Annotated in this window: 13 protein-coding genes; 2 read left to right on the forward strand and 11 right to left on the reverse strand. The window is 45.5% G+C overall.

Annotated elements, in window-relative coordinates; all coding sequences use genetic code 11:
- Positions 1-32: 32 nt before the first annotated feature.
- A complete protein-coding gene (locus tag CLV31_RS18730; RefSeq protein WP_111394613.1) occupies positions 33-2,933 on the reverse strand; it encodes a TonB-dependent receptor in 2,901 nt (966 codons plus the stop codon).
- A 128-nt stretch (positions 2,934-3,061) separates the two neighbouring features.
- A complete protein-coding gene (gene ytxJ / locus CLV31_RS18735) occupies positions 3,062-3,397 on the reverse strand; it encodes a bacillithiol system redox-active protein YtxJ (RefSeq protein ID WP_111394614.1) in 336 nt (111 codons plus the stop codon).
- A 67-nt stretch (positions 3,398-3,464) separates the two neighbouring features.
- On the opposite strand from ytxJ, the gene CLV31_RS18740 reads away from it, so the two are divergent.
- Complete coding sequence (locus CLV31_RS18740) at positions 3,465-4,871, forward strand: DUF4403 family protein (RefSeq protein WP_111394615.1); 1,407 nt, start codon at positions 3,465-3,467, stop codon at positions 4,869-4,871.
- 92 nt (positions 4,872-4,963) lie between these two features.
- Here CLV31_RS18740 and CLV31_RS18745 read toward each other — a convergent pair whose 3' ends face one another.
- The 9 genes from CLV31_RS18745 to CLV31_RS18790 all read right to left on the reverse strand — a co-directional run bounded on the left by CLV31_RS18745 (position 4,964) and on the right by CLV31_RS18790 (position 15,858).
- Positions 4,964-5,452: a HEAT repeat domain-containing protein gene (locus CLV31_RS18745; RefSeq protein ID WP_111394616.1), complete on the reverse strand. Its 489-nt coding sequence runs from the start codon at positions 5,450-5,452 to the stop codon at positions 4,964-4,966.
- Between the two features lie 12 nt (positions 5,453-5,464).
- A complete protein-coding gene (locus tag CLV31_RS18750; protein WP_111394617.1) occupies positions 5,465-6,703 on the reverse strand; it encodes a hypothetical protein in 1,239 nt (412 codons plus the stop codon).
- Positions 6,704-6,811: 108 nt separating this feature from the next.
- Positions 6,812-7,489: a 3'-5' exonuclease gene (locus CLV31_RS18755; protein WP_111394618.1), complete on the reverse strand. Its 678-nt coding sequence runs from the start codon at positions 7,487-7,489 to the stop codon at positions 6,812-6,814.
- Positions 7,486-9,432 (reverse strand): DUF294 nucleotidyltransferase-like domain-containing protein, encoded by a 1,947-nt coding sequence (locus tag CLV31_RS18760; RefSeq protein ID WP_111394619.1) that lies wholly within the window; start codon positions 9,430-9,432, stop codon positions 7,486-7,488. Before CLV31_RS18760 ends, CLV31_RS18755 begins: the two co-directional genes overlap by 4 nt.
- Positions 9,433-9,890: 458 nt before the next feature.
- Complete coding sequence (gene acs / locus CLV31_RS18770) at positions 9,891-11,783, reverse strand: acetate--CoA ligase (RefSeq protein WP_111394621.1); 1,893 nt, start codon at positions 11,781-11,783, stop codon at positions 9,891-9,893.
- A 29-nt stretch (positions 11,784-11,812) separates the two neighbouring features.
- Complete coding sequence (locus CLV31_RS18775) at positions 11,813-13,498, reverse strand: sodium:solute symporter family protein (RefSeq protein WP_111394622.1); 1,686 nt, start codon at positions 13,496-13,498, stop codon at positions 11,813-11,815.
- 1 nt (position 13,499) lies between these two features.
- Positions 13,500-13,763, reverse strand: a complete 264-nt coding sequence (locus CLV31_RS18780) for a DUF4212 domain-containing protein (protein WP_111394685.1) — start codon at positions 13,761-13,763, stop codon at positions 13,500-13,502.
- Positions 13,764-13,954: 191 nt separating this feature from the next.
- Positions 13,955-14,689: a ZIP family metal transporter gene (locus CLV31_RS18785; protein ID WP_317048789.1), complete on the reverse strand. Its 735-nt coding sequence runs from the start codon at positions 14,687-14,689 to the stop codon at positions 13,955-13,957.
- A gap of 110 nt (positions 14,690-14,799) precedes the next feature.
- Positions 14,800-15,858 (reverse strand): FAD:protein FMN transferase, encoded by a 1,059-nt coding sequence (locus tag CLV31_RS18790; RefSeq protein WP_111394623.1) that lies wholly within the window; start codon positions 15,856-15,858, stop codon positions 14,800-14,802.
- Positions 15,859-15,967: 109 nt separating this feature from the next.
- On the opposite strand from CLV31_RS18790, the gene ruvB reads away from it, so the two are divergent.
- On the forward strand, positions 15,968-16,999 hold the full coding sequence (ruvB, locus tag CLV31_RS18795) for a Holliday junction branch migration DNA helicase RuvB (RefSeq protein ID WP_111394624.1): 1,032 nt from the start codon (positions 15,968-15,970) through the stop codon (positions 16,997-16,999).
- The last annotated feature ends 32 nt before the right edge of the window (positions 17,000-17,031 follow it).

Genomic DNA, 17,031 nt, shown 5'->3' on the forward strand with positions numbered 1-17,031 from the left:
TTCAGCTTTCTGACTTTATCTTTCAGACTTTGTTACCAAGTCCTTCCTCCTCCTCCGGGAGGTCGGCCCATCATCCAGGGCTGCTGTTGCTGAGGTTCAGGCTGCTTGAAGTTGCCGATGATGTAGGTAAAGGTGATCATGCCATAGCGGGTCAGCACGTTGGTAAAGACGTCCGTCACTGCCACATCGGAGATGGTTCGGCTGATGCTGTTGTTTTGGTTCAATAAGTCAAAAACGACTGCTTTGAGCTCTGCCTTATTGTTTTTGGCAAATCGGAAACCTCCTTCGATGTTCCACAGCCAGAAGTTTTGGTTGAATCCTTCTGAAAGTCCTGTAAACAAGGTGTGGGCCACATTATTGCCCATAAAGAATTTGCCGTTTTGAGAAGAGAAATACAGTCGGATATTGGATTCCTGCTGATAGAAGTTATTGTCCAGATTCTGCTGCAAGGAAGAATTCACAATGTTATAGGACCCTGTAGTGTTGATGGAGAAGTCCACATTTTGACTGATGTTAGAACTAAAGGTCAACCCTTGGCTTAGCGTCAGATTATCATTGAGGTTATTCACTCCATTGATCAAACCCGGGATTCTGTTGAAGCTAACTCTAGAATTGGTATTGAATTGAGATTTTATCTTCTTGATCGGTGCACCGTAGGTCATAAAGAAACTTGTCCGGAAGTTGCCGTCCAAATTCACCGGCTGCGTGATTTGTCCGCCAGGTCTGAGGAGAATTTCATTGTTGATCAAAGTGTCCTGAGTAGTAAGTAAAGTGCTGCTACCGATGAAGTTTTGGGTGGCGCTATAATTCATGAACATGAACAGTGTTCTGGATTTTTCCAGATTCACCTTGCTGATGTTTGCAAAGATGTTGTGGTTGTAGCTCTGTCCAAGTGAAGGATTACCCACACGGAGATTGAGCGGATTTTGGTTGTTCACTACATTTTGAAGTTCCGTTACAGAAGGCTCATTGGTATTGGTGCCATAGCGCATTCTCCAGCTAAAGCCCGTTTCTCTGTTTCGATAGTTCAGGTTAGCACTTGGGAGAATATTATTGAAGCTTCTGTTGAATTCTCTTGCTTCTGGGAAGAAGGCCTGATTGTCCAATCGGGCATTTTGATAATCCAAATTAAGGTTTACACTCCATTTTTGATTGTTGTAGGCATAGCCAGAACGGAGGCGTTGTGTGATGAATTTGTTGTCAAATTCATTGGATAGTGCCGTGTCCAGTACAAATCGGTTTTCAGGATTCAGAATCCGGGTCTTTTGATCCGCGCGGGTTTTGTTGTTGCCGATCTGATAGCCAAAGGTTGCCAAGGCTTTTTCTGTAATCGGTTCGGTCCAGGTAGTGTTAATTCGGTAGTTAAAACCGTTGTTTAGGGCATCTGTCACCTGTTCAGTGGTATCGATGACATTTCTTCTATAATCATTGCTTGCTGCAAGGAGATCGGAAAACTGATCTCTCTTGTTCCATGCCGTGAAAATTTCAGAGGAAAGCGTTCTGCCTCTCTTGTCAAATTTGTAACGGTAGGTCAGATTGTTGGAGATGTTGAATGCGATGGTTTCCGCATTGGAAATCGAGCGAAGGGCAGAAAGCGAGTCTCCTGCGCTGGTTCGAGTCAATGCATCCCGGTCACTGAAGGTGTTGTTGTTTTGGAAGGAAATGTTCGGGGTCAAGATGATCGTATTTTTCGGATTGAGATCCGCTTCGATTCGTGCATTAGCCCGATGATTATTGTTTTCTACGGTATTGATCAGGTTTTCCTGATAAAACTGACGAAGGCTCTCATTGACTACTGTCTCCCGATTGGTGATTTGACGGAGTGAATTGGTGGTATTGTTGAAGAAATAACTTCCGGTGAAGTTTACTTTTTTGCCCCATTTGTCCGAGTAGTTCAAGCCTAATGCGTTGGTGCTCACAATCCCCCCGGTATTTCCTACAAAGAAATTGTTGTTTCCTCCACCGCCCCATTGGCCGCCTCCTCCCGGACGACCGCCGCCGCCCATCATTCCACCGCGACCGCCACCGCCTCCGGAAGCATTGGCAGTGACACCTGCCAGGTCTTGACTGGAGAAGTTTTGTTGGTTGACGTTGTTAAATAGACCTAAGATGGAGAACCGTTGATCTCCTTTGAACAAATTGATGCTACCTCCGGCTGAGTACCGATCATCTGTACCATAGCCTCCATAAGCCCGACCGAAAGAACCGTTCTTCTTATCGGAGCGAAGGATAATGTTGATCGTCTTGGTATAGTTGCCATCGTCAAAGCCAGTAAGTCGGCTTTGGTCTGAGCGTTGATCGAGGATTTCGACCCGATCGATGGCGTCAGCGGGGAGGTTTCTCAAGGCGATATTTGGATCGTTCCCGAAGAATTCTCGCCCATCAACCAAGATTCGTTGGACGTTTTCTCCCTGGGCCTGAATCTGTCCGCCCTGCATGGTAATTCCGGGCATTTTTCGGATCAAATCTTCTGCCTGGGCATTGGTCTGCGTCTTGAATGCGTTGGCATTGAATGAGGTGGTGTCTCCTCGCTGTTCTCCGACCGGGACTTGACCCTGGATCACAACTTCTCCCAAGACCTTGGTGTCTTCCAATAGGACCAATTCTCCCAAATTCATGGGATCTCTAAGGCTGTGGATCTGGGAGATGGTTCGGTATCCCAAAAAGGTGATCTCAAATTTGACTTGAGGAATATCGGGTCTGACGATTTCAAAGGACCCGTCAGCGCCGGTCACGGTTCCTCTCAAAAGGGAATCGGTTACAGTTTTGATCAAAACGTTAGCGCCAATCATTGGAGTTTTTGTCACTCCGTCGATTACCTTCCCGGTAAATTTTCGTTCTTCTTGATTTTGCCCAACGGGCCGCTGTCCGTAACCGGCTGTAGTCAATAAAAGACTAAAAATCAGGAAACTAAGTGTAAAGAGTTTTTTCATATCAGAGCAAAGTTCACCTTCTTTGACTGAACATGAAATAGAAAGGTTTAACCTGAATCCGCTTAAAAATTAGAAAGGGAAATTCTCAGGATGAGTGGTTGTTTTTCCTTTTGAAGGAGGCTCTTGGCTTACAGGTTTGCCATAATTTCAGGATAAGAGATTCCAAAGTGGCTTTGGTGGTAGGTAGCCTGGCCTTTTTTGATCACCAAGACTTGGGGAGACTCATGGGGAATCCCGAATTCTTCTTCTATCCGGTCGGAAAGTGATCGATAAGAAATCAAATCCAAATAATAAGGAGTGACTTTGTCTCTGTCCTCATCCTTCCAATTTCTGAGGACTCGATCCAAGGACATGCTGCTAATCGAGCATCGGGTGCTGTGCTTGAAAATCAATACTGGCTTTTCCTGACTGATGGTTCTGATCTCTTCCAGTTGGCTGGCTAGGGTTAACTTATTCCAGTTCATATACTCTTTCCTTTACTTTTGGGGCAATTCTTGCTTGGGGTAAAAAGTTCCTTTAGAAAGTTCAAATATGACATTCAACCTACTCTGTTTTATCAAAAAATTCAAACTGGCTGGAGTTGTTCTTGTTTTGGGGTATTACTTCATGTCCTGTAAGTCTCTTGATCCTACGGCTCAATTTCCCCAGATGCAGATTCCTACTCCACAATCTTCTGTCAATGTGCCTCTGGATATCCCCATGGCCACCTTGGCCAATTTGGCAAATCAGGCGGTTCCTCCCGGCATTTTTGATGAAAAAGGAATGGATTTAGGCAATGGGCTGATCGGGGATTTGAATTTTTCAAGAAATGGAATGATTCAATTGGCGGCTTTGGACAGTCAGCGAATACAGGTGATTTTTCCTTTAAAAATCCAAGGTGAAATAGGGCTAAAACCAGGTGGACTTCGGAATCTTTTCCAATCAAAAATCCCCATCGATAGGGTGCTTTCTCCGGTTTTTGTTTTGGACCCCAAGATGAATTCCAATTGGTCTTTAGGGATTGACGAGTTTGAATTGACGGATTTGGGAGGAAAAATGTCCTTTTCAGCTTTGGGAATGGAGTTGGATTTGAGTCCGATGATCCGAAATGAGATCAGGGCTTTTGCCCAGGAACGTCTGACTTCCACTCCGGATTTGATCAACTTGCGTCCTTTGGTGGATGCGACATGGAATCAAGTGGGCAGGCCGGTTTTTGTAAATTTTGAAGGAAAACAACTGGCATTTTCCATCAAGCCCGATGCCATCAAAATCAACGAATACCTGAATCCAGCAAAGGGGTTTCACCTGGATTTGGGAATGATCGGACAGGTGCAATTGCATCCTGCCCAAGCGGCGCCTTCCCGGCCTTTTCCTTTGCCTTCAATCACAACCAATTCGGACACTTCCAATCACCTGAAAATTACCATCCCCCTGCATGTGACCTATGCGGAATTGGATCTGATGATTCGTCAGTCATTTGAGGGACAGGCGATCCGGGTCAATAAAAAATACCTGTTTCAACCTTCAAATTTCAGGACCAAACCCTATGGAGACCGATTAGGAGTACTGATGGATTTCATCGCTACCAGTGAGGAAGAAAAGAAAATTTCCGGGGAGCTCTTTTTGGCAGGAATTCCTGTTTTTGATCAAGAAGCCAAGGTTTTAGCCTTTGACAAAGTAAATTTCAACCTTCAGAGCAGCAGCTCCAAAGCAAGATTTGGTGCGAATGTGAAGAGAAGAAAGATCTTGAAACAACTTAATCAACGCATGAAGTTTTCGCTGGAGGAAGCCCTTGAAGGAAGTTTGGAAGGTATCAGGGAAAGGTTGGCTATCCAGACTCCTTTTGCGGATTTGATGATCAATGAGCTTCAGGTATTTCCGTTAGGCTTTTATCCTACGGCAACTGGATTGGAGATTCAACTTCAAGCCAATGGCAAGGTCGAAGTGAACTGGAAATAGAAAAAGCTGCCCCTGTGAAATGCCCCCAATAAGTGTCCAACTTTTTGGGGCTAGTCCACTGAAGGCAGCTTTTTAATGAATTGATTTTCCTTTTACTTGATCTTTTTCAGGATTTCTCCTGCAGAGGTTTTGATCTGTTCATCGACAAAATTTTTGGAGATTTTGTCGATTTTTGACTTGAGGTTCTTTTCCAGCTTGGAAGCTTGGACTGACTTGAGGGCAAATTTGATGACCGAGGGATCCTGATCGTCCAATGATCGTTGGAGAATGGATTCTGCTACGGCAGATTTCCGCTTCTGCGCACCAAAGGCCGCTGCAACTCTAAGGGGTGCAGAGCCCATTGCTGCCAAATCAGTCAAAATTTTGTCAGCTTCATCATCCTCAATGTACCCAACCAAATAGGCCGCCTTAGTGGAGAGGTTCTCATCACTGGAAGCAATGAGATCTTTCAAGAAAGGCAGGGCCTCCTTGCCAAAATCCAAAGCCGCGGCTGAATAGTCCAGCTCATCTTGTCGGAGAAATGCCAAAAGCGCTTCGGCAGACGGATTTCCCTGTGCGTCGATTAATCTTTTTCGTGCCATGATTTTGGAAGGTTAAAGGGGAGTACTTAAGGTTGAATTTCGCATCGTGCTGGACTCAGTGGTAGCCAGGTCAGGCGGAGGATTGGTAATGTTGAAGGTACCGTTTCCTGTCATCAATCGATCATTGTTGTTGACATGGCTCAAACCCAACACATGTCCAAATTCATGACCTAATGTCCATCGGCTTGCCGACCTGACCACTACGCAACCCGGTCTGCCATTGGGGTGTGCCGCACATCCGTTGTAGGCGGGGACGGTACTTCGTACATAATACACGACCATGTCATTGCCACTCATGAAGTTTCGATTTCCAAAAAGGGACGTTTGTTCGGCGGTGGATTGCCCCATGAAACAGCCTCCTACATCCACATCAGTTAGTGTGGGAAGACTTAGGTTTTCAGTTGTCACCCAGTCTACCCGGATTCCCGCTACCGCAAAAACTTCCTGCATAGCGGCAAATTGCTCGTTTAAGGTGAAGGAGGTGGGATTTTCCAGGATTTTCACATGAATCCTTACTCTTTCTCTCAACACCCGGGTGCCTGCGGTCGGAGACCAATAAATGCTTCCTCTCTGGAAATGGGAAATTCTGCCTGTTCCTCCAAAGACCACTAATTCATCTGAAGTGGGATATCCCAGAACGCTTCTTTCCCAACCCAGGGCCTTCCATTGTTCTCTGATCGCCCCATGTACCTCATGGGCTCCTGTGCTGGGAGTCCAATAGATGCTTCCCCCTTGGAAATGATTGTATCGACCGATCCCATCTGGTGTGGTCAATTCATTGGTCAAGGGATATCCAAGGAAACTTCTTTCCCAGCCAAGGCTAGCCCATTTGTTACGGATAGCTCCGTGTACCTCCCAGGCACCGGAGGATGGGCTCCAATAAATACTCCCTCCCTGAAAATGATTGTACCTTCCAATCCCGTCTGGAGTGGTGGTTTCATCTGTCAGAGGATACCCTAAAAAACTCCGCTCCCAGCCAAATGACTGCCAGCGTGCTCTGATCAACCCATGGACTTCATGGGCACCGGTGGAAGGATGGTAATAAATCGATCCGTTTGCATAATGCTGGTAAGAACCCACCCCATCCGGACACCTGGTGATCGGGATAAGGTGAGGTCCAAGCCAGCCTCCAGGACCACCCAAAGCAAGATACTTTTGGGTAATGGGATGCTGAACTTTGAGGAGATCCTTGATGGCCTCCAAATTCAGATCTGTCCTAACAATTGTTGGGTCAATGTGTAGTTTTGACATAGGACTGTGTTAGATAAAAATGATACAAAAAACTAATCGAAACTAATCATAAAATATTAAAAATCAATCTATTAAAAATTAAATTTCAAAAAATCTGCCCTGCATTTTCTAAAAATTTTTCATCAAATCTTTAAAATTTTTAAAGCCCTTTTTTTTGCCTTTTTTCAGCAGTTTTAAGAATAGCAATGCCGTCAAAAGTGCATCACCTGGAGCAGTGTGCCGATCGTCCAATTCGATCTCGTATCTCATGCAAAGAGCATCCAGACTATAATCCTCCTTTTTGATCCTACTCAGGTCTGCTTGGGGTCCAACTTCCAACCGGATGGCGAAGGAAAAGGTATCGATGACAGGATTGGGAAATCGGGTAAAGCCTAGCGGCTTGAGATAAGCTAACAGCATTTCCAAATCAAAGCCGATGTGATGTCCCACCAAGACCGAATTGCCAATGTAGTCCAATAACTGCCTCGCAAATTCTTCTCTGGAGAGCTTGTTTGGGATTTCGACCAGTTCATGGATAGCTACCGTATTTTTTCCATGGCTTTCCGCATGGGGATACCACTCTACGGATTGATTGACCAGTATTTTTTCCTGTTCTATTTTGAGCGCCCCAAAAGAAAGGATGGCATCTTTGCTCGTATCCAAACCGGTGGTTTCGGTGTCTAAAACAGTAAAGGCCAACTGGTTGATGCTTCGGAGACTAGGGATCCCTGATTCGTTGGATTCTAAAAAGGATTGTACAAAATCCGGTTTAGCCCCTTTCCGTTTCCAAAATTCCCACCAGCTCATCGACGGAAATAGTCAAGTTGAAATCGTATCTGGATCAATTCCTGCAATTCAGAAATTGGACTGAAGGTGTTTTTGAGTAATTGACGTTGGATTTTTCCCAGTGATTTGGGATCAAGGTATCTGCCATTATTCCCTTTTTCGATCCCTTCCAAAGCTCGCATGCGCATCAGTATTTCGTAGGCCTTTCCTGCCTGAAGAAAGAGCTCGGATTGGCTCGGTTCCAGTTCGGCCAATTTTTCAAAACGCTTAAAGGTATTGTTGATCCCCACAACTTCGTGACTCAAAACCAGCAATCTCGCCAAATCGGTAAGCGGCATCATTGCCCTAGCTTTAAGGTCAAATCGATCCTTGTGTTCTCCGGACTTTTCAACAATAAAATCTTTAAAAAACCCTAATGGTGGAGGAGTTTGTAAGGCAGTGGTACCCATAAAGCTGAGAAATGCCTTCTTTTTCCGTATTTCTTGATAGATATGTAAGGTCAGCTCTTCTGCCAATGCTGAATCGCCGGCTACTGGTCTAAAATCAAAAAAAATGGAGGATTTGAGTAAGGCTTCAGGCGTGGGACGAAGGATCCACTCTGAAAAATAGTTTTTCCAAATTGATACGGGCTGAATCCAATCCGGATTATTCGCCATGATTTTGGCAGGACAAGGGTCAAAGCCGCATGCAAGAAGGATCTCGATGACCTGCTCTCCCAACATTAGGAAATATTCCCTGGACTTTTCTGCAAGCCCGGCAGGCACATCTTGGTAGATGATGGCATTGTCCAAATCTGTTCGAAGCAATTGTTCCTCTCTACCTTCGCTACCCATTGAAAGAAAGCAAAATTTAATGGTTTCCATTTCAGGGAATTGATTCCTAAGCTCTTCCTTTGCAATCATTAAGGCTTGGGAAATGATGACATCATTGATTTCTGTCATGACCGAAGAGACAAAATCCATAGAGACCTCATTTTCCAAATAATATCGGAGCATCTGCTCTGCCCGATCCCGGATTTTCCGCATTTCGGATACTTCACGGGTATTCATCAGCGCGTGGATCAATACCGCGGGACTGTTACCCATGGAGAGGAATACATCATGATCGGAGATCAATCCGTTGACAGGACTCTGAGTACTTCCGTCTTCTGTCAACACCAAGTGGTGGAGCCGATTTCGGATCATAGTCAGGTATATAGTAGAAAAATCGTCCTCTTTTTTTCGTGTCACCACCGGAGTGGTCATGACCAGGGATACGGGTTGATCCGGTGAAATTCCTTTGGCAAGAACCCGAGTTCGGAGATCCTTATCAGTCAGGATTCCCAGGGGGAATTGGTTTTGGTCACAGATGATGATGCTGCTGACCTGAGCAGCTGCCATAAGCTGGGCAGCAGTTTGAATACTGGTCTCGGGAGAGCAGCTGAGCACTTCTTCAGAAATTTTGAATTCCGATTGATCTGCGAAAATCAGGAGCGAATGATCTTTTGTGCTTTTGCGGAATTCTCCACGGGCTCTTTGTCCCTGCGAAAGATCCTGTCTGACCACCACCTGTCCTGCCGCAAATCCTGCTGCGAAAAACAAAGCGACGCGGCTGTTTTTCTCCAGTATTTTTTCAAAAACCGAAACAGGGACGGCATAAATCAGGCTGTTTTGAACAACCCTCGAATTCAATAAATAGGGTCTTTTGCCCAAGAGTGCCAACACCCCAAATACATCACCTTCATCACAGATTTCCCGGATTTCCTCCCCTTTGGATGATTTCTCTGTCAAGTGGATTATTCCCTCTTTTAACACAAAAAAGTGAGGTCTAGCGGGCTCTCTTTGAGCAAAAAGAGTGTCGCCCTTTTCGATATACTGGATTTCCACCTGTTGAGCTACCTCGTACAGGTCCTCCTTTTCCAAAAATGAAAAAGGCGGAAACCTTTTCAGAAACTCGGCTACCCGGTTGACGATGACGTTCATAATAGACGCAAGAAGCTAGATGCAAGAAACAAGAGGTAAGGCGCTAAATAGAAGAAGTTAGACAAAAGACATTAGATTCAAGATTAAAGTGTCATGTCAGTTTTTTACTCGACACTTTTTGTCTTTTCATTTATCCCGCATTGTGCATTAGGATCCGTATTAGCCTGTCCCGATAGAGAAGCGAATCGGGAAGATTTCAAAATGCAAGAAAATCAAGCATTTAACGAATGAGGCATAGCATCACTCTCGTGAATGAATTAAATGCAGCAAAGCGATTGATTTTGTCCGCCGCGGCGGATGGGCTCTGAATAGGAAGTCTAATGCATATTTCGGGTTTAATCCTTTTGAGCAAAACCGAAATCTGCTGTTTAAGCTTTTCCAAAGTTTCAAACTTTGGAAAAGCTTCAGCAGGTAGTGTTTCCAAGGTCTAATTTCTTGTGTCTTGAGTCTAAAATCTATCTTTATTTCCTTCCTTCAATAATCTTCTCCACCACTTCAGGATCGAGCAGGGTGGAGGTGTCTCCCATGCTGTCGGTGCTGCCTTCGGCGACTTTTCGCAGAATACGTCGCATGATCTTTCCCGAGCGGGTTTTGGGGAGTCCTGGCACAATCTGGATTTTATCCGGCTTGGCGATCGGTCCGATGATTTTGGAAACCATCTCCTTGATCTCATTGATGAGGTTTTCCTCGGTCCGGTTGGTCATATCGCAGATTACATAGGCATAGATACCCTGTCCTTTGACCTCGTGCGGATAACCGACCACCGCCGATTCGATGACTTTTGGATGTTCGTTGATGGCGTTTTCGACTTCGGCAGTACCCATGCGGTGCCCGGAGACGTTGATCACATCATCGACTCTACCCAAGATTCGGTAGTAGCCATCGTGATCGCGCTTCACTCCATCACCGGTGAAGTACATGTTTTTATAAGTCGAAAAATAGGTTTGCTTACAGCGCTCATGATCGCCATAGGTGGTTCGGATCATGGATGGCCAAGGGAATTTGATGCAAAGATTACCCTCCACCGAGTTGCCCGTGAGTTCATTTCCTTCCGCATCTACAATGCAAAGCTGGATTCCAGGTAAGGGTAAAGTGGCATAGGCAGGCTTAGTCGGAGTAATGCCCGCCAGCGGAGATACCAAAATCCCGCCTGTTTCGGTCTGCCACCAGGTATCGACAATTGGGCAATGTCCTTTGCCGATATGGGTGTGGTACCAGTGCCAAGCTTCTTCGTTGATGGGCTCGCCCACTGATCCAAGTACTTTGAGTGAGCTCAAATCATAGCCTTCGATCGGTTCGGTGCCAAAAGCCTGCAATGCTCTTATCGCTGTCGGAGCGGTATAAAATACATTAACCTGGTGTTTTTCGATCACTTGCCAAAATCGGCTTGGATTAGGATAGGTCGGTACCCCTTCAAACATGAGTGTCGTCGCTCCTGCTAAAAGTGGCCCGTACACAATGTAGGAGTGCCCGGTGATCCAGCCTACATCAGCCGTACACCAATAGACATCTCCCGGAGAATATTGAAAGACATTTTCAAAGGAATATTTGGTGTAGACCATATAGCCTCCCGTGGTATGGACGACGCCTTTTGGCTTGCCTGTAGAGCCGGAAGTGTAAAGGATAAACAGCATGTCCTCGCTTTCCATTTCTTCGGCGATATTTTCGTCGGATTGACCTTCGAGCACTTCATCCCACCAAAAATCCCTTCCTGGGACCATGGTAGTTTCTTGTCCGGTTCGCTTATAGACGATGACCGTTTCTACAGAAGATTTTTCCAGCGCCTCATCCACCACTCCTTTGACAGTGATTTTTTTATTCCCTCGGAAGTTTCCGTCTGAGGTCAATACGGCTTTGGCTTGACAGTCATTGATTCGATCTGCGAGTGATGAGCTGGAAAATCCAGCAAAAACAACCGAGTGAATCGCACCGATTCGGGCACAGGCCAGCATGGCAATGGCTGCTTCAGGCACCATAGGCATGTAGATGATGACTCGATCTCCTTTTCCGATTCCTTTTGCCTTCAGCGCATTGGCAAATCGGCAAACTTCCCGAAAAAGTTGTCGATAAGTCAAGGTTCGGGCTGGCTCATCCGGCTCATTGGGTTCCCAAATGATGGCCGGTCGTTCTCCAATGGTGTAGAGTTGTTTTTCAAAAATATTCTCAGTGATATTCAGCGTTGCACCATCAAACCATTTGACCTCGGGTCCTTCAAAATTCCACTTGAGTACTTTGTTCCAGCGTTTTCTCCAGTGAAAAGAATCAGCAATTCTCGCCCAAAACTCCTCGGGCTGTGCCACGCTTTTTTGGTATTCGTAAAGGTATCCGCTAAGGGTATGAAGTCTATCACTCATGGTAGTAGGGTTATTTGGAAAACTCTAAGTTAATGATCTTGTGCCGCTCCGGCGCCTCTCGGGATTCGGATTTCCTGAATGAGGTCTTGCACATGTGCTGGTGGCGGCGGGGTTATTTTTGACACGAAATAGCAGGAGGCAAAGTTGAGCAGCATGCCCACCGATCCGATTCCTTCCGGAGAAATGCCAAACCACCAATGGGAGGCATTATTCAAATCTGGAGCGATGAATTTGAAATAAGAAATGTAGGCGATGGTGAAAACCAGACCTACGATCATCCCTGTGATGGCTCCTTCTTTGTTGATCCGGGTGGAGAAAATCCCCAAAATAATCACGGGGAAAAAGGAGGCTGCGGCCAATCCAAATGCAAATGCGACCACTTCAGCCACAAATCCCGGAGGATTGACCCCAAAATATCCCGCCAAGATCACGGCACCTGCGGCTGAGAACCGGGCGATTCGAAGTTCTTTTTTCTCGGAAATATCGGGTTTGAAGGTTTTGAACAGATCGCGGGAGACCGATGTGGAAATCACCAATAATAATCCCGCAGCTGTAGATAAAGCTGCTGCCATGGCTCCGGCGGCCACTAGCCCGACCACCCAGTTGGGGAGCTCGGCGATTTCCGGACTGGCAAGTACCATGATGTCTTTGTCGATGGTGAGTTCATTGGCCTTGGGATCTGGGAGGTATTGGACTTTGCCATCTCCGTTTTTGTCATCGATCTGAATCAGGTTGGTTTTTTGCCAAGTTTCTACCCAAGCAGGTAAGGCAGCAAGTTCTTTTTCAGAGGTGGAATTGATTGCGTTGTAAATGCCGAAAGCGGCCACTGCCGGTGCGGTGGTGTAAAGAATAGCAATAAATACCAAGGCATATCCGGCAGAAAGTCGGGCGTCTTTGACTTTTGGAACCGTAAAAAACCGGACAATCACATGTGGAAGACCTGCCGTTCCCACCATTAAGGCTAGAGTAATCATCAGCATATCTCCCATGCCTTTTCGCCCCGAAGTGTATTCCGTGAAACCCAAATCAGCTAAGACTCCGTCCAATTTTTCCAAAAGAGGTACTCCATCTTCCAAACTCCCTCCCAATCCAAGTTGAGGGACAGGATTTCCGGTCAGCTGCATCGAAATGAAAATCGCCGGAACCATGTAAGCGAAAATCAACACACAGTATTGAGCCACCTGAGTGTAGGTGATCCCTTTCATACCACCCAAAACCGCATAAAAAAACACAATGCACATCCCGATGACCACACCCCATTCAATGGGTACTTCCAGATAGCGGGAGAAAACTATTCCAACCCCTCTCATTTGCCCAGCTACGTAGGTGAAGGAGATGAAAAGGGCACAAATCACAGCGACTACGCGCGCTTTATTGGAATAATAGCGGTCACCGACAAAGTCAGGCACGGTGAATTTGCCGAATTTTCGGAGATAGGGAGCCAAGAGTAACGCTAACAACACGTATCCTCCTGTCCAGCCCATCAGGTACACCGAGCCGTCATATCCGGCAAAGGAAATCAATCCAGCCATGGAGATAAAGGAGGCGGCAGACATCCAATCCGCTGCGGTAGCCATACCGTTGGCTAGCGGAGAGACTCCTCCGCCTGCTACATAAAATTCTTTGGTCGATCCGGCTCGAGTCCAGATGGCAATGCCGATGTAAAGCGCAAAACTTAAGCCTACCAGCAAATAGGTCCAGGTCAGAATGTCCATCTTAGTCCTCGTTTACGTCAAACTCCCGATCCAGCTTATTCATCCGAACCACATAGATAAAAATCACCACTATGAAGGTGTATATCGAACCTTGCTGAGCAAACCAAAAACCGAGTGGGTAACCTCCAACCTTAATGTTGTTCAGAGGCTCCACAAGCAAAATCCCGAAGCCGAATGAAACAACAAACCAGATGGCTAAGAGAAAAATGAGGGTTTGGAGATTTTTCTTCCAATAGGCAGAAGAATTGGATTTGGGATTGGTCATGATTTTGGGTTTTTGTTGAAAATCAGAATGAATTTCCATTCAGATATTCATTTTCCAAAAAGAAATTCGGCATTTGATTTTCAAAAATGAAATACTCGAATCTCCTTCGAGAATCCAAAGGCTTTTACAGGAAAAAGCTAAAAATTTTATATAAGTCCTCCCTTATTCCAAAAATTCCTGAGTCAAGTCTTTCAGATCAGGTATTCAGAAACCACCGCCAATCCTGCTGCCAAAAAAGTTACAAGCAACTTATTAAGTTGGAATTTGTGGTGAGGGCTACTTTCGAAGAAAATCGTGGTGGAAATATGCAAGAATCCTCCAGTCACCAATCCATACAAAATACCGATCCCTTGTCTGGAGAGCAGTCCATTTTCAATGAAAAGTGAACTAGAAAACATTCCAAGGGGTGAGGCTAAGGCAAAAATGGTCAGAAGAACGATAGTCCACTTTTTACTCAAAGAGGAAGAAAGTACCGCAGCCAGTGCAAACGCAGCAGGTCCCTTGTGCATTATAATTCCCAAGAGTACGGTGTTGTTGCTGTGTACATGGCCAAGTTCTGCTCCCGAACCGCTTACAGTTTCTCCGTGAGAAAGCAAAGTCCCTTCCAAAAAGGCATGAATAAAAAGTCCCGTCATCAGTGTGATGACTCCTTTTGATGTTTCTGATTGGTGCTTATGGATGTGCCCATGTTCGATCCCGGAGGACCAAAATTCCAATACCTGTTGAAGCAAGAAGCCTAAAAGGATATACAGTCCCATCTCGCCGATTCCGTAGTCTTCCGAGAAAAGCTCGGGGATGATATGTAGAATAGTGATGGAAAAAAGGTACGAACCGGCAAAAACCAAGACGAGCTTAAAATATTTTTCACGGAATACAGGTGCAACAAAGACCAGTAAACCCGCAATCATCGCGGTGAGAAAGAGCAAAAGAAAGTTTATCCCCATGTAAATCATTCAATCCTGCCGAATTAAAGGCAAGGACTGATTCGTTAACCGCCACAAAGGTATAAAAATTCAATAATGTTGCATTTATGTTTTTATTTCACCGGAAAGGATAGATATTTCCTCAGCATGGGGCTTACATACATCTTCAGTCCGGATCCTTTTTCGTTGTAAACCAAAATCAAATTGATCTCTTGGTTTGCGGAGTCTAAAGCGATCCCTTCTTTCCAGCCCCGAACCATCAAAGATTCGGAAATCACCCCCGCCGTCTCCGAGTCATCGGCAAGGACAATGGCACTCAGAAGCCCATGACCGACAGGATATCCTGTCCTGGGATCTATTTTAAATGTTTTCCTTAAAGAATCTTGGGAATAAAAAGATGTAAAATCTCCGGATATAGCCATGGAACGGTTTTGAAGTGCGAGGAACCCCTCTTTTTTGATTCCCAGGGAATCTGAAGGGTAAGTCAATTTCGCCTTCCAGACCTCTCCTTTTTCATTCACTCCTTTGGAGGTGGTATATCTTCCCAGTTGTAAAAAATAATTTTGAACCCCTCTTTTTTGCAGAAATGATGAAACTTCATCCAAGGCTAAAGCTTTTCCATAATCGCTTAGATCTAGTCGGATGTTGCTTCTGGTTTTTCTAATTAAAGAATCCGAAAATTGAATTTTTTGAAGTCCTACCAAGAAAAGAATCTCCGCTACATTCACACTATCCCTAAGTCTTGCTCCGGAAGTTGAAAAATTCCATTGGAGGTCAATCGGACCACTGCTGGGGTCCCAAGCAAAATTGGTTTCTCGGTGATTTTTGGAAATAGACTTAAGGAGATCCACTTGAAATTTGGTAGGTCGCAATAAAGTATCTTTGAGATTTAAATCCCGGATTTCAGAGCCAGGTAAGTCTGAAGAAAACTTTTCATTCCATACTTTAAATATGGAATCTACGGAGGTTTCGATCCCGGCAATTTTCGGATGATACAAGACGAGATAGGGCTCATTAAGAATTTCCCCGTTGAAACCTACCAATCCCGACTGTTCAGCAGGTGTTTCGGTGGTTTGGATATTTGATTTTTGAGAGCGGAAAAAGTAAACCACCAATACCATAAGAAGCAGGACAATGGAATAAATGAGATTTTTCCGTGCGTTTGAATTCATTTCTGGAGAATTTGAATTCCAAAGTTAGGTCAATTTTTTTGTCCTCTGAGCTAAAGTCCAAAGTCCTTGGCATGGGCTTTTGTTTATATTTGTGCGTATCCGTTTTGCCATGAGAGAAGATTATTTGAAAGGAGATGAGGAAAATTTAAGCCCAAAGGACCGGGAATTTGAGCGGGCTTTGCGTCCGCTAAGCTTTGATGATTTCACCGGTCAGGCCAAAATTTTGGAAAATCTCCGCGTCTTCGTTCATGCCGCCAAAAAGCGAAAAGAACCCCTTGACCACGTACTCTTGCATGGCCCTCCAGGACTTGGCAAGACCACGTTGAGCAACATCATCGCCAACGAGCTTCAGGCTGGAATCAAAATCACTTCCGGTCCGGTGCTTGATAAGCCTTCCGATTTGGCGGGTTTGCTGACCAACTTGGAGGAAGGTGATGTTCTTTTTATCGATGAGATTCACCGACTCAATCCTATCGTGGAGGAATATCTCTACTCGGCTATGGAGGACTTCCGGATCGATATCATGCTGGATTCAGGACCCAATGCCCGTTCGGTGCAGATTTCCCTCAGTCCATTTACCTTAATTGGCGCGACTACCCGTTCGGGTTTATTGACCTCTCCGCTTCGGGCCCGATTTGGGATCAACTCCCGATTGGAATACTACGATGCCAAGTTGCTGACGGATATTGTGACCCGATCTGCGGGGATTTTGCAAACTCCGATTGATGAGGTGGCTGCCTTTGAAATCGCACGCCGAAGCCGTGGGACACCACGAATCGCCAATATGCTGCTTCGTCGAACCCGAGACTTTGCCGAAGTCAAAGGAAACGGAACGATTACCCTCGAAATCGCCAAAATCGCCCTCAATGCCCTTGACGTGGATGAAAATGGCTTGGATGAAATGGATAACCGTATCCTCTTGACCATCATCGAAAAATTCAAGGGAGGCCCGGTAGGGCTTAGCACAATTGCAACAGCTTGTGGAGAAGAAGCGGAGACGATTGAGGAAGTGTACGAACCTTTCCTTATCCAAGAAGGCTATATGAAGCGGACCGCCCGAGGTCGCATGGCAACTGAATTAGCTTATAAACATTTGAAAATCAAGCCGACCGGAGCGAGTGGGACATTGTTTGATTTGTGATTGAATCTCTAAAAACAATTCAGTTTAAATCG

The sequence above is a fragment of the Algoriphagus aquaeductus genome, assembly GCF_003253485.1.
GTDB classification, from domain to species: Bacteria; Bacteroidota; Bacteroidia; order Cytophagales; family Cyclobacteriaceae; genus Algoriphagus; species Algoriphagus aquaeductus.

Bases quoted from the DNA above. Each gene is read 5' to 3' on its own strand.
- CLV31_RS18730 (WP_111394613.1), bottom strand. From the start codon at position 2,933: ATGAAAAAACTCTTTACACTTAGTTTCCTGATTTTTAGTCTTTTATTG.
- ytxJ (WP_111394614.1), bottom strand. From the start codon at position 3,397: ATGAACTGGAATAAGTTAACCCTAGCCAGCCAACTGGAAGAGATCAGA.
- CLV31_RS18740 (WP_111394615.1), top strand. From the start codon at position 3,465: ATGACATTCAACCTACTCTGTTTTATCAAAAAATTCAAACTGGCTGGA.
- CLV31_RS18745 (WP_111394616.1), bottom strand. From the start codon at position 5,452: ATGGCACGAAAAAGATTAATCGACGCACAGGGAAATCCGTCTGCCGAA.
- CLV31_RS18750 (WP_111394617.1), bottom strand. From the start codon at position 6,703: ATGTCAAAACTACACATTGACCCAACAATTGTTAGGACAGATCTGAAT.
- CLV31_RS18755 (WP_111394618.1), bottom strand. From the start codon at position 7,489: ATGAGCTGGTGGGAATTTTGGAAACGGAAAGGGGCTAAACCGGATTTT.
- acs (WP_111394621.1), bottom strand. From the start codon at position 11,783: ATGAGTGATAGACTTCATACCCTTAGCGGATACCTTTACGAATACCAA.
- CLV31_RS18775 (WP_111394622.1), bottom strand. From the start codon at position 13,498: ATGGACATTCTGACCTGGACCTATTTGCTGGTAGGCTTAAGTTTTGCG.
- CLV31_RS18780 (WP_111394685.1), bottom strand. From the start codon at position 13,763: ATGACCAATCCCAAATCCAATTCTTCTGCCTATTGGAAGAAAAATCTC.
- CLV31_RS18790 (WP_111394623.1), bottom strand. From the start codon at position 15,858: ATGAATTCAAACGCACGGAAAAATCTCATTTATTCCATTGTCCTGCTT.
- ruvB (WP_111394624.1), top strand. From the start codon at position 15,968: ATGAGAGAAGATTATTTGAAAGGAGATGAGGAAAATTTAAGCCCAAAG.